Raw genomic sequence first — 21,616 nt, 5'->3', positions numbered from 1 at the left:
TTATAATCCGCAAAAAACATGAACGGGCCGCTGGCCGGTTATTCTTCTCGTCGTTCTCAGGATGTTCGGCTTTTGTTTTTTCGAGACACTTGCCACAACTGCCAGAGCAATACCGTAGAGAAATGCATTGTGGGTGCCAAAGTCCGCAGTGGTGCCTGCCAAAAGTCCTACGACAAAAGGAGGGATGTATGCGTAGCGAACCCCGTTTAACATCGCATTGTCGACCCCATCAATCGCCGAAGGCAGCTTGCGCAGCAGGATCTGCAGGACGAACGCGAAGTACAGCAGGCCGCCGATCACACCAGTGTTGCTGAATATGGCGGCTGCAAAGTTCGATGTCCGGGTACTGCCGATACCCACTCCCAGGCCCCAGGTATCAGCAAGCGCCTGCCAGCCTATGGCTGTCCACATGCTGCGCTCTTCATAGGAGCTGGTCTGCGTTTTGTTGAGGATCATTTCATCGACCTTCTCGGCGATGGGGTCCAGTAGGGATGGATTGAACAAGAGGATGAGGCTTAAACCCACTAAAGCCGCAAATGCCGTCCAGAATTCAAAGCCAAGCCCCCGGCGCATGAAAGTATCAGTGGATCCGGTATTTTTTCGCCAGCCCCACTCCATGACGGCAACTAGGCCGAATACGAACAGAGCCACGTAGGCGGCAGAAGAAGTTGACAGCCAGATAAACAACATCAGAAGAAAAATGAGCAATGGAGCGGCACGCTCGCGCAGCCAGCGGTTGCTCATGGCATGTCGGAGGAAATAGATCGAACACAGGAAGGAAATGCACAGGCCACCGTAGGCGGAGGCTTCAGGCATGAGGCCGACGACCCGCTTGCCACCGAAAATTTCTACTTCCGTCATCAGCGCATAGGTAGCAGTACGGAAGGGCTCCAGAACGCTATCAAGTGTTACGTATTGGCTCAGATAATCCAAGAGGCCGGTAAAGATTGCCAGGGTCGCGCCAAGGCACATGGCCGACAGAGCGTGCTGGCGCTGGACGGGATCACGCAGCAGGCGGGCAAAGGCAAACACCGCAAACACCGATATCGTAAGGTAGATAAGTTGCGAGAAGTTCTGGGTGGTTGGTTGGAGTGGCTCGCCAAAGGTAAAAACCTCCAGACGTACTGGGATGATTGTGACCTCGCCTGCGAAAAAACGGGGCATGAACATCGTGGTCACTATCGCCACCAGCCAGAAGAGGAAAAGCAGCAACAAGCGTTTTCGCGAGCGTGCTGCGCTAGCGAAGAACATCAGGCCACCCCAGCTGCACAGGCTGCGCATGATGATCAGCAGCGCCACCATGGGAGTTGGTGTCAGGGTCAGGCCGCCAGTCAGCTCTGGCGGTACCACCGCAAAGGCACCGAATGGCATGGAGCCGAAGAATAGATACAACAGCACATGGCTTTTGCCGAACAGGCCCAGGAGCGCGAGCCCCCAGAATAGCGCGATAGGAATGGCTTCCATGATTTCGAAGATCTTCGCGGTAGGTTTGAAAGAGTCTGGAACTTTTCGGTCGTTGGCTGGACCGTTGGTCCGCTGTCGCCCTAGGGGTACTTCCCGAACGAGGGAAGGCTCAGTAGATATCCTTGGAGAGCAGGGTGAACGGCGTCTTGATCAGGATCTTGAGGTCCAGCCATAGCGACCAGTTGTTGATGTAGGCGAGGTCCAGCTCGACGCGCTGCTGCATCTTGTCCAGGGTTTCGGTTTCGCCGCGGCAGCCGCTGATCTGCGCCAGGCCGGTGATGCCGGGCTTGATGCGGTGGCGGGCCATGTAGGCGTCGATCTTGCCGGTGTAGTAGTCGTTGTGCGCCACGGCGTGGGGGCGCGGGCCGACCAGCGACATGCGGCCCTGCAGCACGTTGAAGAACTGCGGCAGTTCGTCGATGGAGGTGCGGCGGATGAAGCGGCCGATAGGGGTGATGCGCGGGTCTTCGCGGGACGCCTGCTTGACCTGCGCGTCGGCGTGCAGGCGCATGGAGCGGAACTTGTAGACCTTGATGATCTGGCCGTTCCAGCCGTGGCGCTGCTGCTTGAAGATGATCGGCCCCGGCGAGGAGCGCTTGACCAGGACGGCGATGGCCAGCATCAGCGGGCTGAGGGCGAGGATCGCCAGCAGGGCGATAGTGCGGTCCAGGACGGCCTTGGTCAGGGCGGCGGTGGGATAGGCGGTGAGCGGGCTTTCGTTGAGGTGGATGGCCGGCCAGCCGTCGATGTCGTTGACCGAGTGGTTGAGCAGCATCAGGCTGGCCAGGTCGGGTATCCACACCACATCGACGCTGGCGTCGAGCAGGTCGATATACAGCCCCTTGATCAGGTCGGTTTCTTCCAGCGGCAGGGCGATGTACAGGCGGCGGATATTGCATTCGGTGATCAGTGCGCGCAGGTGTTCGAGGCGACCGATGATCGGATGGAGGCTGTTGCTGGGCAGTTCGCTGGTCTCGGAGGCGACCAGGCCGACCAGGGGCTCGCGCTTGATCCGGACCAGCGTGTCGGCGAGTTCGAGGGCCAGTTCGCCGGTGCCGACGATCAGTGAGGTACGCTCGCCCTGCAGCCTCCGATGATAGCGGCGGGAGAGGTGATGCAGCGGTAGGAAGGTGCCGGCCTGCAGGGCGAACCCGAGCACAGCCCAGGTCAGAGTGACTTCGCGGGAGAACAGTTCGCTGGTCTTGGTGACGAAGGCGGCCACCATGAGTCCGGTGAGCAGCAGCAGCCAGCCGGCGAACAGTCGGGTGAGGCCGGTCAGGTAGCCGTGCCGCTTGTGATAGACGCCGAGCAGCGAGTAGACGGGCACCGAGGCCAGCACGGCGATGACCGCGAGGATGCGGTACGGCGTGTCGAGTTCGCCGTTCTTGAGCTGGGCGAGGGCGCACAGCAGCAGGGTGGAGAGGCCGAGGGCCACCAGCCATTGCCCCCAGAAGGTGAGACCGCGGCCGCCGGGTAGCGAGTGGTCGGGTTTGCTGGTGGCTCTGGCCTTGAATGCCCGGTTGCTTGTGCCCGGGGAGAAGTCGATGGTTCCCAGGGCGTGCTGAATCGGAGTTTTGTGATGGAGTGTCTTATAGGTTGACTGGTGTGGTGTAGCGGTATCGGCTGTCATCCTGAACTGCCTTGATATCTAGGGTTAGTAGGGGCATTCGCTGATGCGGAGGCACAGGCAAATCTTGCTCGCTATGCCTGTAAGCCTCGCCATTTTGCGCAGACTCCTGGCTTCCTGCGCACTGAAGCTCGCCGTGTGCCGAGTGGCTTCGAGCACGGCCGCGCGCTCGAAGCGAAAGTTGTGTCTAGGCGACCGGGCCGATTCGGCCAAGCCACGGTTGATGACGAGGCGCCAGGGGGCCGGCCAGTTGCATGTCAAGACTGGTGTTCATGAGAAGTGGCTCTGGGCGATCTGCCAGGGAGTGTGTTCAACCAGGCGTTCGGCCTCGATGTCGCCGATAAGGCGGGCAGCGTGCTCCAGGCCTTCGCTCATCAGCGGCGGGCGGTATTGCAGGTTGTGGGCATCGCTGGCGAGGACGCTGACTAGGCCTTGCTCCAGCAGTGCATGGGCGAATTTCTGGGCGGCCATGCCGAAGCGGCCGGCAACGGAGGCGGCGGTGACCTGCAACAGGCAGCCCTGTTGCAGCAGGGGCTTGAGTTTGGTCGGGCTGCGTAGGAGGCCCTTGTTGCGCTCGGGGTGGGCGATCATGGGCATGACCTTGCGATCCAGCAGCCACTGGGTGAGGCGTTCGGCGCCGAAGGGGAATTCACCATGGGGGAATTCGAGGAGCAAAACCTTATTGCCCTGCCATTCGCCGAGAAAGGGCAGGGTGCCGCGGGTGAAACCGTCCATCAGCTCCAGGCCGAAGCGGACTTCGGCGGCGGCGGCGATCTGCAGGGGGGTGCCGGCCTGTTTTAGGGCAGCGCTAAACTCGTCTCGCACCATCTCTATACCGGCAAGGGTATTGTCGTAGCGGCCGGGATGGATATGTGGAGTGCAGACGAGGTGGGTGATGCCATCCTGCACAGCGAAGCAGGCCAGTTGCAGGGCGGTTTCCAAGTCTGGCGCGCCGTCGTCGAGGCTGGGAAGCAGGTGGTTGTGCAGGTCGATCATGATGGGGATGTGTGGAGGTTGGCTGCCAAGCGGCCGGATTGCGCTCCCACGTGGGAGCGATCGTCTATGAAAAATTAATGGCTCCCACGCTTGCGCGTGGGAGGCCTGTGTGGCTCAGGCCCTTTGGGTGCTGCTGTAGCCATAGTAGTCATAGTAGCCGCCGTAGCTGTAGCCGTATTTCTTCGCTTTCTTCACGTCGACCTGGTTGAGGACGACGCCAGTGACTGGGGCGTTGCTCTGCAGCAGTTGGCCGATGCCTTTCTGTGCCAGTGGGATTGGCGTAGCTTCGGACTTGATCACATAGATCAGCGCATTGGCCTGGGTGGCGAGAACAGTGGCGTCGCTGACGGCCTGAGTTGGCGGGGAGTCGATGACGATGCGTTCGTACTTGCTCTTCAGCAGCTCGATGGTCTTGGCAAAGCGCGGCGAGGAGAGCAGCTCCAGCGGGTTCGGCGGGACAGCGCCGGCGCCGATAATGTCGATGCCATCCACCTGCCTGATGCAGTCCTCCAGCCGGGCAGTAGCGGCGATCAGGTTGGCCAGGCCAGGAGTGCCGACCGGGAAATCGAAATTCTTCGCCAAGGTCGGGCGGCGCAGGTCGGCGTCGATCAGCAGGGTCTTTTCAATCTGACCGAGGGCAAAAGCCAGGTTGGCGGCCACGGTGCTCTTGCCTTCGTAGGGAACGGAGGAGGTGACTACCAGGACCTTGTGCGGCCAGTTTATGCCGGACAAGATCAGCCCGGTACGAATGGTGCGGATCGATTCGGAGAATGTTTTGTCCTCGTTGCTGGTGAAGAGGTGAGCGATCTGATCGCGTTGCTTGTTCTTGACCAGCGGCAAGATGCCCAGCACCGGCAGGTTGAGCTTGCCCTCGATATCTTCGGTGGACTTGAAGGTATTGTTCAAAGTAGCCAGCAGCAGGCTGATGCCGATGCCCGCGAGCAGGGCGAGCAGGCCGGCCAGGGCGACGATCAGAGCCTTCTTCGGCTTGACCGGTGTGGTTGGCACGGTGGCTGTGTCGACCACGCGGGCGTTGGCAGTTTCCAGGTCGGCGGTGGCGGCGGTTTCCTTCAAGCGGGTCATGAAGGTTTCATAGAGGGTGCGGCTGGCATCCACTTCACGCTGCAGCTCGCGGACCTGGAATTCCTTGCGCGAGATGTTCTGGATCTGCGCCTTGTTGGCTTCCACCGAGGCGCGCAGGGAACCCTCGTTGGCGGCGGCCATCTGGTAGTTGCGCTCAATGCCGGCGATGACCTGTTCCACCTGACCGCGCAGGCTGGCGGAAGCGGCGGCGAGTTCGGTACGGGTGGCCTCCATGGTCGGATGACGGTCGCCGTAGCGCTTGGCCAGTTCTTCGACCTTGGCCTTGGCCCTGGCTTCGTTGGCCTTGAACTGTTGGATCAAGGGGTCGCCCAGTACTGCCGGAATAGTGGCGAGGCGTTCCCAGCCGGCGCTGCGGCTGGTCTGGACTTGGCGATAGAGGCTTTCGGCCTCGGCGCGCTGACGGCGAGCATCAATCATGCGGTCGCTGGTTGCCGAAAGTTCGGCGGCACTGATGGTGGCCACGCCGTCCACATCCACCAGGTTCTCCTTTTCGCGGAAGGCCTGCAGACGCTCTTCGGCTTCCTTCAGTTTTTCGCGCAGCTCGCCGAGGCGGCTGTTCATCCAGGTGGTGGCGGTCGCGGACATATTCATGGTCGCTTCCATTTGACTCTCAATGAAGCCGTTGGCCAGGGCGTTAGCCGCACGGGCGGCTAGGCGGGCGTCGGCCATGTCGACCTGGACCTTGACCAGCTGGCTCTTGCCTACCGGTTCGATGCTGATGCGCTTCATGAAGGCATGGGTGACGGCATTGAAGATCTGTGCTTCGGTTGGGTCGACGCCTTCTTCTAGATCTTCCGGCAGGGTGGTCGGCACTGCCTTGTTGGCATTGACGCTGGCGAGCAGGCCGCGGATGTCGATCAGCGGTTCGGGTTGCTGGCGTGGGTCGAACTCGGGATGGGTCGTCAAATTGAGTTCCCGCACCACGCGCTCGGCCAGAGCACGCGACTTGAGCAGTTCGAACTGGGTTTGCAGGTACTCCTTGCCAGAGCCCTCCAGGCCGTAGACCTGCTCGATGGAGACCACGTTGGCCTGCTTCTCCTCGATTAGCACGGTGGTGGCGGCACGGTATGTGGGGATGATGCTCTGGACGACGAGTACCGCGACCATCATGACCACCACTACCAGCGAGAGGATGCTCCACTTGCGGTGCCAGATGGTCTGCCATAGTTGCAGCAGATCGGTTTCATCGTCATCCCCGTATTGGGCAATCCAGGGACGTGCAGGAGTCTGGGCATTACTTTCCATACTTTCCATGTTTCGGGAAACTCCGAATGAAGGAGTGGGCATACAGGATATTTTTCGTACCGGGCGCGCCTTTTTGGGGGCCCTTTTGAAGGCCGCCTAAAATCATGTCGCAGTTGAGTGTCGGAGCATGTTCTGGGCTTTGCTGGGGGGCGCGGGAGTTCCCGCTCTCGCTGACGGTGCGTTGCCGCACAACAAACAGAGCCTGTTCCGGAGGCCTGTTTGGGCCATGACCGCGATGCCAAGTTGCGGCCAAGGTCAAAAACGTCATTTGAAAAAGCTGGCATAGCCAGCCTGTGAAATTGCTAGGTCCTGTTGACGATTCACATGGGGAGCCATAGAAACCCACAGGCCATGGCTACCATGCTCTCGTAATTTCGCTTCAGCTTGTCGTAGCGGAACGCCACGGCACGGTAATGCTTCAGCCGCGCAAAGGCGTTCTCGACCAGATGCCGGTAGCGATACAGCCCCCGGTCCAGATCGCCATTGCCCTTGAGCGAGTTGCGCTTTCGGGGAATGACCGCCAAGGCGCCCTGCGCCTCGATCTGTTCGCGAATGCGCTCGCTGTCATGGCCCTTGTCGGCCACGATCACCTCGGCGGACGGCAGCTGGGCAATCAGCTCGGGGGCCGAGCTACAGTCATTGACGTTGCCCCCGGTGATCTCGAAAGCCACGGGCAGTCCATGCGCATCGACGGCCAGGTGAATCTTGCTCGTGTTTCCTGCGCGGCTTTTGCCAATGGCTTCGGGCTGATCGCTGGCCGCACCGGCACTGTGCTGGTGGGCCTTCATATAGGTACCGTCGATGAACGCCCACTCGAGATCGGGCTCCTCGATCAATGCCTGGAAAACCTTGAGCCACTTGCCGGCCGCCGACCACGCATTGAAGCGCTTGTAGACCGAGTTCCAGCGCCCGAAGGCGCTGGGCAGGTCTCTCCAGGGGCAGCCTGCGCGCATCCGGTAGAGCATGCCCTCGACTGTGATGCGCAGATCCGGCTTTTGGTAGATGTCTTGCTGGAGCAGAACTTTTTCCAGCTTCGACCAGAGTTCGTCAGTGAGCATCAATCGGGGCATTGCCAGCCTGCGGAGGGATCGGTGTGGGAACCTTGATTTTGCAGGTTTTTTCCTCCTCATCGTCCTCCTGGCTCAAAACGTCAACAGCCCCTAGAAGAACCCCTGATCGATGGTGATGCTGTCGCCAGGATAAACCAGAGTGTCCAAGCTGACCCTTTCCGGGACGCGGTTCGGGTCTAGGTCTCGGATGATGGTGATGCGTCCGGTGGAGGCCAATTCGGTGAGGCCGCCGGACAGGGCGATGGCGCGGCGCAGGGTGAGGCCAGGTTGGTAGGGGTAGCCGCCGGGCTCCTTGACTTCGCCACTGATGTAGAACTCGCGGTATTTCAGGACGCTGACCGAGACGCGCGGATTGACCAGGTAGTCGCCTTTGAGCTTATCGGTCAGCAATTGTTCGAGTTCGGCGCTGGTCTTGCCCTTGGCAAGAACTTCGCCGATGAAGGGGTAAGAAAAGGTACCGGCGTCGGTCAGGCGGACTTCCTCGATGCTGAGGTCCTGCTCGCCGAAGACATTGATGCGGATGACATCGCCCGAAGCCAGTCGATAGGTGGAGTTGCCTGCCGCCAGTACGACGCTGCCATTAAGTACTAGAAAACCCAGTATCAGGCTGAGAAAATGACGGATTGCCATAAGCGCGATTTCTCTTGAGTTGTGCCGGTGGACACTGCACGAACTCGCAGTGCCTTGGGCAGTGAGTCACAGACTGGCGGTGATGTTGAAGACGTAGATGTTGCGGTCGTAGCCTTCGCCTTCGCGAGAAGAGTCGTTCGTGGCGTATCTATAGCTGATGCCAACGTCCAGCCAGCGGCGCAGCTTGTAGGTCAGGTCGACTCCGAAGGCATCTAGATCGTCGTCGCGCTCGTAGTCTTGGTACTTCCGTTCGCTACGGGCGTAGCTGGTTTTGGTGGACAGGCGAGCGCCCCACTTGTGTTCCCAATCAAAACTGATGCTGGTGCTCTTGACTGCGGAGGCGCCGATGCCGGACTCGTAGCTTTCGTCGATGGCCTGGCGGGTGGTGAAACTAAAGGTCGAGTAGGTCCGCGGTTTCCAGTCAATGCCGACTTCCAACATGGAGTTGGACATGTTGTCGACGCCGGATTCCTCGAAGCGCTTCTTTTCGCTACCGATCTTGACGGTGCCGCTGGTCTTAGCCGTGGCCTTCCAGGTCAGGCCACCGAGCAGGGCGTAGTTCTTGCTGTTGCGCATGTCGTTGGAGACATAGTTGTAGTCCGTATAGCGGGTCTCCAGCAAGGCACGGGTTTTCGGTGCTACCCGATAGTAAAAGATGGCGTTCAGGGTGGTGCTTTCGTGTTCCAGATCGTCGTTGATATGATTTCTATTGTGGTAGCGCAGCTTCTCGTGTTTGGCGCCCATGTCGATCTGGCCGCGTGCGCCTTGGGCGCCGAAGCTATATAGTGCGCTGGCATTAATGGTGCTAAACTTATCGTTTTCGTTATTCAACTTTTCCAAGTTGTCCGAGTTGTCGGAATCAACTTGTTCGACCCGGTGGTAGCCGGCATTCAGTTGCAGCCGATTGCGCACGTCAAATTGCAGGGCGGCCTCTGCAGTGAGGTGGTGGTCGGTGTTGTCATCGTTACGGCTGCTGTGAATGATCTCACTCTCGGAGCTGTACTTCACTTCGTAGCGGCCTTTGTGACCCTCCGCACCCAAGGCGAAGGTCGGGGTGAGACGGGTGATCCAGGAAGACTCCTTGTGGTCTTCGACAGCACGGAAGTTGTCGTCGTACCTTTCGCTGACTTGCAGGGTGGGGGTGAATTGCACTCCATCCGCCAGCTTGATGCTTTGTGGCTCGACGGCCCAGGCATTGGCGCAAGCAGTGGCCGAAAGGGCGGCCGTCAACGCGTGAAGAGGGTACTTCTTGCTCATGGGAACTTATGGCCTTTCCGTATGCTGCCGGTATGGGCATGGCTTGTTCCCCCTCGATCCTCCGAAGAAGGAGCAAGGAACAAGCTGGCTGTCGGAACTCTGGGAATACGGTTGTCATGACAATCCAGTTGGAGATCAGTTAGGACTTGTGGGCGTATGACTACTACCGTCGCCAACGCTACCGCTACTAAAGCCGTTGGTGGCTTGATAACTGGTGGCCACTGATGCCATAATGATAGCGACCTTGAGAACTTCGCTCTGTGTGGCGTTGGCATCAACGGCATTCTGGGTAATTGTGGCTGCCAAGTTCGTGTCACCTTTGTTTGCATGATCGATGCATTGACGATAGCGAGGGCGTAGTCTGGGTGGATGATGTTGACCAGCGCTTCGTTTTGGGCGGCGGTTATGGCCTCGTTCTGCTCTGCCGTCAGGGGAGGGGGATGTTGGCGGTTTGCAGGGTTGCCAGGGTTGCCTCTTTGGCAAAGGTCTGGCCGGTGGCTAGGAGCAGCCCTTGGGAAAGGGTGAAAAAGGTTTTCTTCATGTCAAGCGTCCCCCTTGAATGGCCAGGGCAATCGCGCTACATCGCTCTTGCGTTGGACGAGGATTAGCGGTAACGGACAAGACTTTTCCGAGCCCCATCATGCTGCCCAATCCCCAGCCCTACTTCACCAAGCTCGTCGACCCACGGCGCGAAACCCGCAACAAGCTGCACGCCCTGCAGGACATCGTCATGATCACGCTCTGCGCCACCCTGTGCGGTTATGACGACTGGGTCGGCATCGAGGACTTCGCCCACGAGAACGAAGCCTGGCTGCGCGAGTTCCTGCCGCTGCCCAACGGTATTCCCTCGCACGACACCCTCAGCGACGTCATCGGACGCCTGGAGCGCAAGGCTTTCGCCGACGCCTTCGCGCGCTGGATGCAGGACAGCCTGCCGAGCTTCGACGCCCGGCATATCGCCCTCGTTGGCCGTGTGCTCCAGCATGGCCAGCGCGGCCTCGACTTCGGCGAACTCGGTGCATTCCACGTCCACGATCAGCCCGCTGCGGTGCTCGATCATCGTGTGTGCCATATGCGCCAGGCGGCTGGCATCGCCGTTGTTCTTGCGCGCCAGACGGGCCTCGGGATCGGTGACCGATTGATGGGTGGCGTTGCTGCGTTTCTCGCCCTTGAAGTTGGCATAGGGGTTGCGGGTGCCAACCTTCGGCAGCTCGCCGCCGTCCTTCCTGACGAAGGACTTGTGCGAGGCCCAGGCGTCGATCAGGGTGCCGTCCACGCTGAAATGCTCGTTGCTGGCATGCTCCGACCACTGCTCCAGCGACTTGATGCGCTGGAAAAACAGACGCGCCACCTCCCGGTTGAACAGCCGGTCGCGGTTCTGGCTGAAGGTCGAGTGATCCCACATGGGCTCGTCCATCGACAAGCCGACGAACCAGCGAAACAACAGATTGAAGTCGATCTGCTCGACCAGCTGCCGCTCCGAGCGGACCGTGTAGATCACCTGGAGCAACGAGGCGCGCAACAGCCGCTCGGGTGCGATCGAGGCCCGCCCCAGCGTGGAGTACAAGCCGTCGAAGTCCTGATCCATCGAGGCCAGGACGGTATCGACGAGCTTGCGCAGTGGGCGCAGCGGATGATCGCTGGGGATGCGCTGCTCCAGCGTCGTGTAGCTGAACAGCTCGTCTTGCTTGAGGTCGAGTCCACGCATCGGCTTGAGTTGGGGCTGCATGAAGAGGATGAAGCATTTTGCCAGAGCCGGTTGGGCTCTGGCTTTTTTCAACGGCCTGTTAGGGCCTGTTGACGTTTCGTAGAAAGCGTGAAATGGCTGAACTTTCTCGGCATCCTGCCCAGTCAAGGTTGCCCCATTTCAGAGTTCGCTTGGCAGGCGCTCAATATGAACTTTCAGGCACGCTACCGCCCCAGGATTTGATGTCTGATCCTGAAGACATATAAAAACCCTGGCTTTCGTGCAGGCGAAAACCTCCAAGAGTATCGGGTATGAAAGCTGCATTCAGGTGCTGCAAGGAAGTAAGGGGGAGGTTGAGCGTTGTGGCTGGAGTCTTGGCTCACGGGCCTGTTCACAGGCTCTACTTCGAACAGCGCGCTTCCTTCGCTCTTTCTTGAAGCTCCTAGTGCATATATGTCGGTTTTGAGGTGTCCTGTCAATGACGGACAGCCCCGTCTCAAGCGGCCGCTGCCGAATCCTGATACCTCTTGGCGAATTCAGCAGGGGCCAAATAGCCAAGCCGCGAGTGGCGACGTTGGTGGTTATAGAAGATCTCGATGTACTCCTTGATGGCGGCTTCGGCCTCGGCTCGGGTGGCAAAGCGGCGGTGGTATACCAGTTCGTTCTTCAGGCATCCCCAGAAGCTCTCGATCGGTGCGTTGTCGAAGCAGTTCCCCTTTCGAGACATCGACGTCACCATGCCGAACTGCTCCTGCAGGCCGCGATAAGCTTTGGCGCAATACTGGCTACCACGATCGGTATGCTGGATGAGTCCGGGTGAAGGGCGCTTGTGCTGAACTGCCCGAAACAGCGCCAGGCTCACCAACTCGGTGGTCATGCGCTCTGCCATCGCGTAGCCGACGATTTCACAAGTGAATACATCCTTCAGACCAGCCAGATACAGCCATCCCTCATCGGTAGGGATGTAAGTGATATCGCCTGTCCAGACCTCATTGGGGCGGGTCGGCTCGAAGACCTGCTCCAGTACGTTCTCTGCCACCGGCAGCGTATGCGCCGAATGGGTCGTCGCCTTGAACTTGCGCTTTTGCCGGCATCGCAGGCCCAGCTCGCGACGCAGGCGGGCAATACGGTCACGCCCAGCAATAAAGCCGTCTTTCGCCAACTCCAGTTGCAGGCGACGTGCTCCGCTCGTTTGTTGGCGAACAGGTAGGCGTTGTGCGGCTTGGCCGCACCGAAGACCGCCACCACCCTGGCCAGGGCCGTTTCCGTTCCGGCCCGCATGTCCAGTGGTTCGGTGGCGAGCCAGATGGCATCGATGCGGATCATTGCAGGAGCTCGCGCACGAACCGGGCACAGCCTTCGGCATCGCCCGCCGGCCAGTGCACGGTCAAGGCCGTGCGGCGATGGGGAATCTCGATGCGGATCTCCGCCTGGCTGGAAGCCACGGACTGAGTGGGCAACTCCAGCGTCACCGGGAGAAATGCGGGCACTGCTTCGGGCGGCGGAGGGCAGGCTGCCAGTCTTCGCCATCGATGAACCACATGGGTATTGATGCCGTGGCTCAGGGCCACGCTGGCAACCGAGTTGCCGGGCAGGCTGCACTCCTGCACGACTTGCGCCTTGAAGGCCTTGGAATAAGAACGTCGCTGCATGATTCCCCGCTTGAAAGCCTTGAAATGGTGTCCACGATAAATAGGTGGACACCCTCTCTTAGCCTGGCGGGTTCAAGCCAGATGACTTGGCCAGACGTGTATGGACCTGGTCATGGCGGTCCACGCCATGCACATGGAACACTGACTTGGCGATATCGACACCGACCCGGGTAATGTTCATTGGGCTTCTCCTCAACCTGAAGATGGCTGGCGACTCACACCTGCCATCTTGGCGCATCGGCGCCGAGTGGGATGAGGAGGAGTCCATCCCATTGCTTACACTGATCGGTGGCATCCTGAACATCAACCACGTCCGTGCCCACTGGGACAACATCCCGCGCCTGGCCAGCTCGATCAAGCAGGGCACCGTTACCGCCTCGCTGATATTGCGCAAGCTCGGCAGCTACCCACGCCAGAATAGCCTGGCCGTGGCGCTGCGCGATTTGGGCCGGATCGAGCGCACGTTATTCATCCTCGACTGGCTGCAAAGCGTCGAGTTGCGCCGCCGCGTGCATGCTGGGGTTTGGGGAGCAACGGAACAGGAAGTGCACTTAAGCTCAGTCGCTGCCCCGCACTCTAGGCATGAACGACAGGCCCAGGGCAGGTGCGCAAGCGATGCGCAGTGAACCTCTGGGCGCTTCGGCTAGACCCAGTTACACCACTTCCCGGGACACGATCCCCCTTGTGCCCAAAACCCCCTCATATACCCCCGCTCACAAAGCATTCATTTCAGCAATATCACGCACCACCTGATCTGCAGAGCGGTCGAACATCGCCTGCTCCTGCGCATCCAGAGACAACTCGATCACCCGCACAACCCCCTCCTCTGCCAGCACACAGGGGACACCCATGGCAATACCTGTTCGCCCGTACTCGCCCTCGAGAATCGCGACCGCCGGCAAAATGCGGTTTCGCCCATTGGCGATAGCATCCACCATCTGTGCAATTGCCACGCCCGGCGCATCGCAGGCGCTCCCCAGCTTCTTCAAACCCAGAATCTCGCCGCCACCCTGACGTGTGCGCTCCACAATCCGCTCTATCTGCTGACTGGACAGGAAGTGAGACAGCGGCACCGAACCGACCGCACAGTATCGCATCAGCGGCACCATGCTATCGCCATGCCCTCCCAGCACCAGCGCCGTGATATCCCGAGCAGAAAACCCTGTCTCCTCGGCAATGAAACACTTCATGCGCGCTGTATCCAGCACCCCCGCCTGCCCGAACACCCTGTCGCGTCCCAGCCCACTGAGACACCAAGCCCGATAGGTCAGCACGTCGACCGGGTTCGACACCACCAACACCGTCGCCGCCGGAGCATGACGATTAATATCCAGCATGATGCTATCGAGAATTGGCAGATTGATACTCAATACATCCTGGCGCGACTGACCAGGCTTGCGGGGCACACCCGCCGTAATCACCACCAGGTCAGAATCCTGCAGCAATTCGGCATTGGACCCGCCGTAAACCCTGGTATCAGAACCTGACTCAACTGCCGCCTGCCAGACGTCCAGCGCCTTGCCCTGTGCCAACTCACCCTGCACATCAATCAACATCAACTCACGACAGAACTCTTCCCGGGCGATGATCTGAGCCGCCGCCTCACCCACCATACCGACACCCACAATTGATAGCTTGTTCACCTCACACCTCCCCGCGGCGCGCGCCACCAGCAACACGCCCACCTTTGCAGAGAAGTATTACCCGCTAATGCAAAAAGGCCACCCGAAGGTGGCCGAAGCCGTCGCTAATGGGCAGTCCTAGCCCCAGGGACATCTCCCTTGCCGACGTTTGCTGGGCAAGTCAGAGTTTGGGTTTGGGTTTGGGTTTGGGTAGCAATGGAACTGAAAACCAACGTAAGCCGAATTAGAGTTTGTTTTACTCGTCAGCGACTGCGAATTAACGAACTTTGATTCGTGAGACGGGTTTATCGCACTGATTTTCGGGTGTTGGTGGCCTTTCCCCGCGATAGCGAAAACGGTTTCATAAAACGGTGGTTTTTCCGAACTCACCAGACGCCACAAGGGTTTGCGGGCCGGCACCGGGCTTAAGTGCACTTTCTGTTCCGTTGCTCCCCAAACCCCAAGCTCTGCCCCGGGTCACGATGCGGCATTCTGCAAAGAATGCCTGCTGCAGGCCCTGGGTCAGTCGTTGGGTGTTTGTCAAATCAATCCTTGTTTACTTCCTAGCCCAACCCCAGTTCCTGATCCATGGCAGCCAGCTCGGACAGAACAGCCAGCCGCTGTTGCGCTTCAATTTCCCTGGCCAGGAACGGAGCTCGCCGGCGTAAATAGTCCAGGCTGATATCGCCCTGGAAAAAAGCCGTGGCATAGTCCTCGCGGAGTTGCAGGCAATCGTGGCCGTTGAGCTTCAGGCGCTCGATGGTGGCCTCGACATGGCCATGGATTTCCGGGTCAAGGTTCGCGCCGGGGATAACTTGGTAGCCGACCAGTTCCAGGCGGAACCAGCCATCCTCGATCTCGAAAGGATCCAGCACATCCTGATAGGCATTCTTGCGGCTGTTCATCAATGAGCAGGCCAGCCGGTAGTTACGCCACTCGTAGACTTCGCGCCAGTCGAGAGACTTGGGCAGCATGTGATCCACCGAGGCTGCACCTGTCACAGGCTCGATGTAGATGCTCATATAGGCACAAACCCTGCCGTAGGCATCCAGCAATTCGGGCAGGGCCCTGGTCCAGATGGCCGGAAACTTGTCGGCGGGGATCTGCTCTCGCGTTGCCGCTACCGCGTTTCGAGGGCGACCACGGCGTTTGGGCAAATCGGCTTCGCCCACCAGCTCGGCAATGGCCCGCAGGCCGGGTTTCCTGACCTTGGTATCGAAATCCACGGGTTCAGCGGCCATCTCTACCCTGAGCATGCCTGTCCTACCTGTTGCTCGCGAAACTGGCTCCAGCGAATCCAGAAGGCATCCACATCGCTCAGACTGGCACGCAGCTTTTCGTCGATGTCTTGCAGCTTCTGTTTCTGTTCAGTCGTCAGCGGCTGCTGAGTCGCTGCGACTTCTCGCAGGAAGGCACGGGCCTGCTCCAGCGCCTCTTCGGCGGGCACGGAGCTGGGTTCTTTCAAATTGAACACCTCGGAAGACAGCCAGGCATTCACATCCCCCTTGCGCGAATAGGGGTAAAGCGCCGCCTGTACCTCACCATCGATCAGATCGAAGTCCCAGATGCAGTCACGCTCACGATCAAACTCCGGCTCGACTGAGGTCAGTACCAGCGGCGAGTGGGTAGCAGCCAGCAGTTGCACCGGCACATCCCGAGTCCCGGTCAGCGCATTCATGACATTGAGCAGGGCTGGCACGATACGGCGCTGCCATTGCGGATGCAGGTGGCACTCGATTTCGTCGATCAGGAAAATGATTTCCCGAGCTTGCGGGACACGGTAGCGCTCATGGGCCAGTTGATGCTCGCGCCAGGTCCAGACCAGCAGATAGGCCAATGCCGTGATACGGCGCATGCCAGCCGAAGCATGGAGCAGCGGGACATCCTGGCCGTAAGGCATGTGCAGCGACGGCTGTTCCTTGACGCTGTCGCCTACTCGCATGGGCTGGCCTGGACGTAGCTTCTCCACGCCAGAGGGCGACAAGGCATCCAGTACCTTCACCAGATCGTCGAAAGCAGGCTTGCCGCCCTCTTGCCACAACACCCAGTCGTGGATCAGCCCGTTGCACAGCTGGGTCTTGCCATCGCTGGAAAGCAAGCCATTCCAGACCTCGTCCGGAGTGAAGTCGAAGCTGCGCGGCCGACTCGGGGAGGCTGTGTCTTCCTTTTCGGCCTTCCAGTAGTTTCGCGCCGGATCCCAGACCGAGAAGCTGCCATCCACGCCGGCATAGATGACCACGCCCGGAACGGCCGGACGACCTTGCTTGACCGACCATTGCTGGGATTGATGGTCGAACCGGCTTTTATAGGCAAACGGGCCTGCACTGCCGGTGTAGCAGTAATCAATGCTTGACTGCCTGGCATCAAGACGCGGAGCCGCCATCACGCCTCGCGCCCAGGTACGGGTCAGCGACCACCAGGCGATATCCAGCACGAAGCTCTTGCCCAGACCGTTGTCGCCGGTCAGGAAGTTCAGGCGAGGTTTGAACTCGATGTCCAGCCGCTCGGCGGGACCGACGCCTTCGAGCATGAGGCTGTTCAGCATGGACGTTGTTCTCCAGTGGGGGCAGGACCTTGGGACGGGTGCAGTAGTTTACGCAACAGGTGGAAATTACCGACCCCATCCAGGCGGCTGGCTCAGGCCTGTGCAGCTTGGCCGAGCCACCACCACGCCAGTTCAGTCGCATGGGGCTGAGCATGCTCATCGGCATGGCCAAGTTCGAGCGGGGCACGACAATATTCCGTGCCTTGTTCTCCATGGGCACTCACCTACAGTCCAGTCGCATTGGCCCCACCAAATCCCGGCAGATCGTGCCGCAGGTCCCTCAGACTGCCGTCTCGGACCCTTCCCGATTCACGGCATCTTTCAGGCCCTTGCCCGGCTTGAAGCCTGGCAGCTTGGCGGCCGCAATCTGGAGCGCGGCCCCGGTCTGTGGGTTACGGCCTTCGCGGGCGGCACGCGCCTTCACGGTGAAGGTGCCGAAGCCCACCAGGGTCACCTCGTTCCCCTGTTGCAGGGCCGTGGTAACGCTGGCGGTGAAAGCGTCCAGCGCGCGGGCGGCAGTGGCTTTGGGCAGGTCGGTGGCGGTCGAGATGGCGTCGATGAGCTCGGCTTTGTTCATTGGATATTCCATTGAGGGGAGGTGAAGGCCTGAAGCGCAGGCCGTGGGGTTATTCGGAGACCTGACGTACGTCCAGCACGGCCCAGACTTCCCAGCCCTTCTGGCGCACGAGCTTTTCGGCCTCGAGCTGGGCTTCCAGCGTGCTGAGCGAACGGGACCGGTGCTCGAAGCGAAAGGCGGGGCCGCCACTGCTCTTGCGAACGCTCAGTTCCACCTGGATGTAGGACGGACGCTGTCCGGATCGTTTGGGCGCGGGTTTTGCGGGCGCCAGTCCCAGGGCCTCGCGCATTTCGGCTTCGAGCAGCTGTTTCGTATCCACGCGGGCGTATCCGTTACGGCGTTCCTTGAAGCCACACATTATCCCGTAGGCCGCTTCCGGGCGCCAAGGTTCAGTCGGATCGTCCAGCCTGGGGGGATATGCTTTCGCCAGGCCGTTTCCCCTCCAGAGCCGCCGAGTGGGAGCTGACGGCCAAGGTTCACCTGCGGTAACCACGGGTGATCGGTGTACCGCATTGCGGGATAGTCGCCCGGGAGAAAGTCGCCGGTGGCCAGCCAGGATCGATGGGCTGGCAAAGGGGCCGCCTCATCAGGGCGGCCCCCTTTTCCTCAGAGGGCCAGCGTCTGGCAGGTCACCCACAGAATACCGAGCAGCAGGGCGCACGAAGCGCTGAACGGCCAGCGGTACCGGGCGATGACCCTCAAGGCCAGGACCCGGCCGACCAGAGCCAGGAGCCCTCCCATCCACAGGGCAAACACCACGATCGCCAGCACCCCTGGCGTCAGGCGTTCATCCATGCCATGGGTGGCGGCGGCCTCGATCGGCAAGCGGTCGAGGTACCACCACTCCCAGACGGCGAATCCGCCCACCAGCAGCAGGGCCACGGGCAGGAACGAGAACAGGACCAGGCCGATCGCCTCGGCCCGCAGGGGTAATGGGTTCATGAACAGTCTCCTTGGGTTGAGATGCACCTCCTTGGTAACACCGCTGCGCAAAAACCCAAGCCCGCCGGCACAGGGTTTTCGTGCCCGGGCCTCCAGGCGTCGTCTTGGAAAGCGAAAAAAGCGTGCCGTTTGACTTCGCCCCCTCGGGTTGAGGGCCTGCCGCCTGCCAGGATGGGCCGGGCTGGGATTGCTGGCGAGCAGGACCGGCGTGGCAGGGGGATGGCTGAGGGCTATCCGCTCGGCGGAAGGGTGACCAACAAGCAAAATAATAAGAATAATTATATATTTATTATTCTTATATTATGATTACCCCCTCATCACCGGCAGGAGCCTTGCCCATGTCCACCGCCATCCCCGCCGACGTGCGGGATCGTGTCCTCCAGGCTGCCGAGGAGCTGTACGAACAGAACGGGCGCGAGGCGATGCCGACCGTTGACGCGGTGCGCCGCCAGGCGCGCGTCGACATGAACGCGGCCAGCGTGGTGATGCGCGAATGGCGGCGGGCGCAGAGGGCGCAATCGGCTCCGCTTGCCGTCACCGTGCCCGAGGCCGTGACCCAGGCGCACAGCACGGCGTTGGTCGTCCTGTGGCAGACCGCCCAGCAGCTGGCCAACGAGTCGCTGCGCGCCGCGCAGGCCGCCTGGGAAACCGAGCGCAGCGAGGCTGAGCGCGACCGTCAGGAGATCGCCGACGCTTACGAGCGGCAAGCGCGCGAGCGGGAGCAAGCCCAGGCGTTGCTGGAGACGGCCGACCGTGCCCACCAGGAGGCCGCGCAGCAGGCCGCCCAGACGCTGGCCGAGGTTCGTGCGGCCCTGGCCGAAGCCCTGACCAGGGCCGAGCGGGCCGAGGCGTGCGCCCTGGAGATCGAGCATCGCGCCGAGGATCTGCGTGCCGAACTCGACCGCGCGCACCAGGACCACGCGCGTGCCCGCAGCGAGACGGCCAGCCTGGCTGGCGAGCTGCGGCAATCCCAGGAGGCCGTCGCCGCCCTGCGTGCCCAGCGGGACATGATCGAGGCCGGCAAGACCCAGGAGGCCGAGCGACTGGCCCAGGCCGCCCGCCTGGAGCGCGACCAACTGCTGGGGGAACTGGTCGCTGCCCGGGCGGCCACCGCCAAGGCCCAGGAGGACACCGCCGAAGCCCGCGAACGGGCAGCGGGGCTGGCCGGCAAGCTGGAGAGCGAACAGGCGCATGGCGCCGCCCTGGCCGCGCTGCTGGCTCGGCTGAAAATCCCTGCCGGCAGGGCGTCGGAGGACGGCGAGCATAGCTAGAACGGACCGGCGGGCATCCGGGCGCCGGGCGAGGTCGGCAAGCCGCTGCAAGGGCTCTCGCCAGCGGGACGGGAAGCCCCTCCGAGCGGCGATGACGTCGGGCGGCAGAGCCGCCAGCGGGAGGACGGGACAGCCGGCAACCGTGGCGATGTCCTCCGAACCCTGCGGCCTTCCCTTCCAGAAGGCGATTCAAGGGCTGAACCGGGCTGCCGGCAGCGGGCGTGTGCAAGCCAAAGACCCCGGCTTGGGTTTTATCTCAGGGAGGAGATGCTCGACCTGGAGTGGCGTGTCCACTTCAGAGAAAGCCCCATCAGGAGAAAAGGTATGGCAGGCAGTTCTGTGTTGTGCAGGCGTTGTAATCGTTGGAGGGTGCCACGCGTCATTTATAGCCGTGGTCTCCCAGGCGTTAATGGATGGAGAATCGGCGGCGGAAAACCCATCTCCAATTGTTGTCCGTTCTGTCTGTCCGAATACTGGGACGAACTGGAGGAGCCCAGTCTGCTGCGCGGCAGTCTCTTCAGGAAATCCTGAAAAAGACTTCCCGATTCTGGTGAACTACACCCGCCCCCTTGCCCGAGTTTCCCGATGAAGCAACTGTCCTTCGCCGATGCCGAATACGCCGGCAAGCGCAAGCAGACCCGCCGCGAGCGCTTCCTGCTCGAAATGGACCAGGTCGTGCCCTGGCAGGGGCTGATCGCCCTGATCGAACCCCACTATCCCAAGGGCGAAGGCGGTCGGCCCGCCTACCCGCTGGCCGCCATGCTGCGCGTGCACCTGATGCAGAACTGGTTCGGCTACAGCGATCCGGCGATGGAGGAAGCGCTGTACGAGATGCCCCTGCTGCGCCAGTTCGCCGGCCTGGGTCTGGAGCGCCTCCCGGACGAGACGACCATCCTCAACTTCCGCCGCTTGCTGGAGAAGCACGCACTGGCCGGCGGAATGCTGGAGGTGATCAACGGCTACCTGGGCGAGCGCGGGCTGTCGCTGCGCCAGGGCACCATCGTCGACGCCACCCTGATCCATGCGCCGAGCTCGACGAAGAACAAGGACGGCAAGCGCGATCCGGAAATGCACTCGACGAAGAAGGGCAACCAGTACTACTTCGGCATGAAGGCGCATATCGGCGTCGATGCCGAGTCGGGCCTGGTGCATCACGTGGTGGGAACGGCGGCCAACGTGGCGGATGTCACCCAGGTCGACAAGGTGCTGCATGGCGAGGAAAACCTGGTCGGTGCCGATGCGGCCTATGTCGGTGTCGAGAAGCGTCCGGAGCATGCCGGACGGAAAGTCGTCTGGCAGATCGCGGCTCGCCGCAGCACCTACCAGAAGCACGGCAAGCGCAGTGTCCTGTATCGCGTCAAACGGCGGATCGAGAAAGCCAAGGCGCAGATGCGGGCCAAGGTCGAGCATCCGTTCCGGGTGATCAAGCGGCAGTTCGGCTACGTCAAGGTGCGCTTCCGCGGCCTGGCGAAGAACACCGCGCAGTTGGTGACGCTGTTCGCCCTGTCGAACCTGTGGATGGCGCGAAAACATCTGCGGGTGGCAGGAGAGGTGCGTCCGTAATGCGGGGAATCATCCCGGCAAAGCGCCTCGTCAAGGGCAAGACATGGATTTGCAAAGAGGTATCGGCCTCAATAGCCACGGAACTGCCGTTTTTTTGAGCAATCGAGTGCTCGGGTAGGAAATGTCGGGGCTAATTCAGACTTTCCTTCATGAAACTGCTGAGCATTCCGCTAACGCTGATTATGTTTGCGCTGCTGTTCGGCATCGTGCTCAAACTTTCCGTCTGGCTGAGAAGTTTGGAGATCCTGCTCGCAGGAAATATTCTGTCGGTTTATAGCGTGTATTGCTTCGGGCGCTGGTTTGTGAACTGAGCGGGCCTCGAACATCCAGCAGCTCGCGCTCTGCTTCGAACGAACACCGGCCG

The 21,616-nt window shown here is 60.8% G+C and carries 17 protein-coding genes and 4 pseudogenes; 5 read left to right on the top strand and 16 right to left on the bottom strand.

Translation table 11 applies throughout. The annotated features are described in order from the left end of the window. From ACG10_RS23030 to ACG10_RS23000, 7 genes are all read right to left on the bottom strand, one after another. On the bottom strand, positions 1 to 1,464 hold the full coding sequence (locus ACG10_RS23030; RefSeq protein ID WP_089170187.1) for a hypothetical protein: 1,464 nt from the start codon (positions 1,462 to 1,464) through the stop codon (positions 1 to 3). A 109-nt stretch (positions 1,465 to 1,573) separates the two neighbouring features. Further along, positions 1,574 to 3,031 carry an undecaprenyl-phosphate glucose phosphotransferase gene (locus ACG10_RS23025; protein ID WP_408608452.1) on the bottom strand — a complete coding sequence of 486 codons (1,458 nt, stop codon included), beginning with the start codon at positions 3,029 to 3,031 and terminating at the stop codon, positions 1,574 to 1,576. 330 nt (positions 3,032 to 3,361) lie between these two features. Further along, positions 3,362 to 4,087 (bottom strand): tyrosine-protein phosphatase, encoded by a 726-nt coding sequence (locus tag ACG10_RS23020; protein ID WP_089170185.1) that lies wholly within the window; start codon positions 4,085 to 4,087, stop codon positions 3,362 to 3,364. Between the two features lie 114 nt (positions 4,088 to 4,201). Beyond that, the gene (locus ACG10_RS23015) at positions 4,202 to 6,436 is read right to left on the bottom strand and encodes a GumC family protein (RefSeq protein ID WP_089170184.1); all 2,235 of its coding nucleotides are present in this window, start codon (positions 6,434 to 6,436) and stop codon (positions 4,202 to 4,204) included. A 320-nt stretch (positions 6,437 to 6,756) separates the two neighbouring features. Then, entirely contained in the window at positions 6,757 to 7,506 is a 750-nt protein-coding gene (locus ACG10_RS23010; protein ID WP_089170183.1) for an IS5 family transposase, read from the bottom strand. A gap of 90 nt (positions 7,507 to 7,596) precedes the next feature. After that, the gene (locus ACG10_RS23005) at positions 7,597 to 8,136 is read right to left on the bottom strand and encodes a polysaccharide biosynthesis/export family protein (RefSeq protein WP_089170182.1); all 540 of its coding nucleotides are present in this window, start codon (positions 8,134 to 8,136) and stop codon (positions 7,597 to 7,599) included. 66 nt (positions 8,137 to 8,202) lie between these two features. Beyond that, the gene (locus ACG10_RS23000) at positions 8,203 to 9,393 is read right to left on the bottom strand and encodes an outer membrane beta-barrel protein (RefSeq protein WP_232487317.1); all 1,191 of its coding nucleotides are present in this window, start codon (positions 9,391 to 9,393) and stop codon (positions 8,203 to 8,205) included. Positions 9,394 to 9,952: 559 nt separating this feature from the next. Between ACG10_RS23000 and ACG10_RS22995 the strand changes: the two are divergent. Next, positions 9,953 to 10,321: pseudogene (locus tag ACG10_RS22995) on the top strand (ISAs1 family transposase); the annotation flags it as partial. Positions 10,322 to 10,333: 12 nt separating this feature from the next. Here ACG10_RS22995 and ACG10_RS22990 read toward each other — a convergent pair. The 3 genes and pseudogenes from ACG10_RS22990 to tnpA all read right to left on the bottom strand — a co-directional run. After that, positions 10,334 to 11,101, bottom strand: a pseudogene (locus ACG10_RS22990) (IS5 family transposase); the annotation flags it as partial. A gap of 475 nt (positions 11,102 to 11,576) precedes the next feature. After that, positions 11,577 to 12,278: pseudogene (locus tag ACG10_RS22985) on the bottom strand (IS3 family transposase); the annotation flags it as partial. A gap of 124 nt (positions 12,279 to 12,402) precedes the next feature. Then, positions 12,403 to 12,732, bottom strand: coding sequence for an IS66-like element accessory protein TnpA (gene tnpA, locus ACG10_RS22975; protein WP_089170181.1), 330 nt, complete (start codon positions 12,730 to 12,732; stop codon positions 12,403 to 12,405). Positions 12,733 to 13,004: 272 nt separating this feature from the next. Between tnpA and ACG10_RS22970 the strand changes: the two are divergent. Then, positions 13,005 to 13,256 (top strand): annotated as a pseudogene (locus ACG10_RS22970) (Tn3 family transposase); the annotation flags it as partial. A gap of 189 nt (positions 13,257 to 13,445) precedes the next feature. Here ACG10_RS22970 and ACG10_RS22965 read toward each other — a convergent pair. The 6 genes from ACG10_RS22965 to ACG10_RS22935 all read right to left on the bottom strand — a co-directional run bounded on the left by ACG10_RS22965 (position 13,446) and on the right by ACG10_RS22935 (position 18,418). Further along, positions 13,446 to 14,375 carry a malate dehydrogenase gene (locus tag ACG10_RS22965; protein ID WP_069086482.1) on the bottom strand — a complete coding sequence of 310 codons (930 nt, stop codon included), beginning with the start codon at positions 14,373 to 14,375 and terminating at the stop codon, positions 13,446 to 13,448. Positions 14,376 to 14,917: 542 nt separating this feature from the next. Beyond that, positions 14,918 to 15,610, bottom strand: coding sequence for an HNH endonuclease family protein (locus tag ACG10_RS22955; protein WP_089170179.1), 693 nt, complete (start codon positions 15,608 to 15,610; stop codon positions 14,918 to 14,920). Then, positions 15,598 to 16,899 carry an AAA family ATPase gene (locus ACG10_RS22950; RefSeq protein ID WP_089170178.1) on the bottom strand — a complete coding sequence of 434 codons (1,302 nt, stop codon included), beginning with the start codon at positions 16,897 to 16,899 and terminating at the stop codon, positions 15,598 to 15,600. The genes ACG10_RS22955 and ACG10_RS22950 overlap by 13 nt, the downstream gene beginning before the upstream one ends. Positions 16,900 to 17,179: 280 nt before the next feature. Beyond that, positions 17,180 to 17,476 carry an HU family DNA-binding protein gene (locus ACG10_RS22945; protein WP_089170177.1) on the bottom strand — a complete coding sequence of 99 codons (297 nt, stop codon included), beginning with the start codon at positions 17,474 to 17,476 and terminating at the stop codon, positions 17,180 to 17,182. Positions 17,477 to 17,525: 49 nt separating this feature from the next. Then, positions 17,526 to 17,765: a hypothetical protein gene (locus ACG10_RS22940; RefSeq protein ID WP_040107161.1), complete on the bottom strand. Its 240-nt coding sequence runs from the start codon at positions 17,763 to 17,765 to the stop codon at positions 17,526 to 17,528. A gap of 317 nt (positions 17,766 to 18,082) precedes the next feature. Next, positions 18,083 to 18,418, bottom strand: coding sequence for a hypothetical protein (locus ACG10_RS22935; RefSeq protein WP_089170176.1), 336 nt, complete (start codon positions 18,416 to 18,418; stop codon positions 18,083 to 18,085). 338 nt (positions 18,419 to 18,756) lie between these two features. Between ACG10_RS22935 and ACG10_RS22930 the strand changes: the two genes are divergently transcribed. The 3 genes from ACG10_RS22930 to ACG10_RS24000 all read left to right on the top strand — a co-directional run bounded on the left by ACG10_RS22930 (position 18,757) and on the right by ACG10_RS24000 (position 21,563). Continuing rightward, positions 18,757 to 19,689, top strand: a complete 933-nt coding sequence (locus ACG10_RS22930; RefSeq protein ID WP_089170175.1) for a DNA-binding protein — start codon at positions 18,757 to 18,759, stop codon at positions 19,687 to 19,689. Positions 19,690 to 20,274: 585 nt separating this feature from the next. Beyond that, positions 20,275 to 21,252, top strand: coding sequence for an IS5 family transposase (locus ACG10_RS22925; protein WP_089170174.1), 978 nt, complete (start codon positions 20,275 to 20,277; stop codon positions 21,250 to 21,252). A 149-nt stretch (positions 21,253 to 21,401) separates the two neighbouring features. Beyond that, complete coding sequence (locus ACG10_RS24000) at positions 21,402 to 21,563, top strand: hypothetical protein (RefSeq protein ID WP_157731521.1); 162 nt, start codon at positions 21,402 to 21,404, stop codon at positions 21,561 to 21,563. Positions 21,564 to 21,616 lie beyond the last annotated feature (53 nt).

The organism is Azotobacter chroococcum (assembly GCF_002220155.1).
Lineage (GTDB): Bacteria > Pseudomonadota > Gammaproteobacteria > Pseudomonadales > Pseudomonadaceae > Azotobacter > Azotobacter chroococcum.
This window is presented reverse-complemented; position numbering and strand designations above follow the sequence as displayed.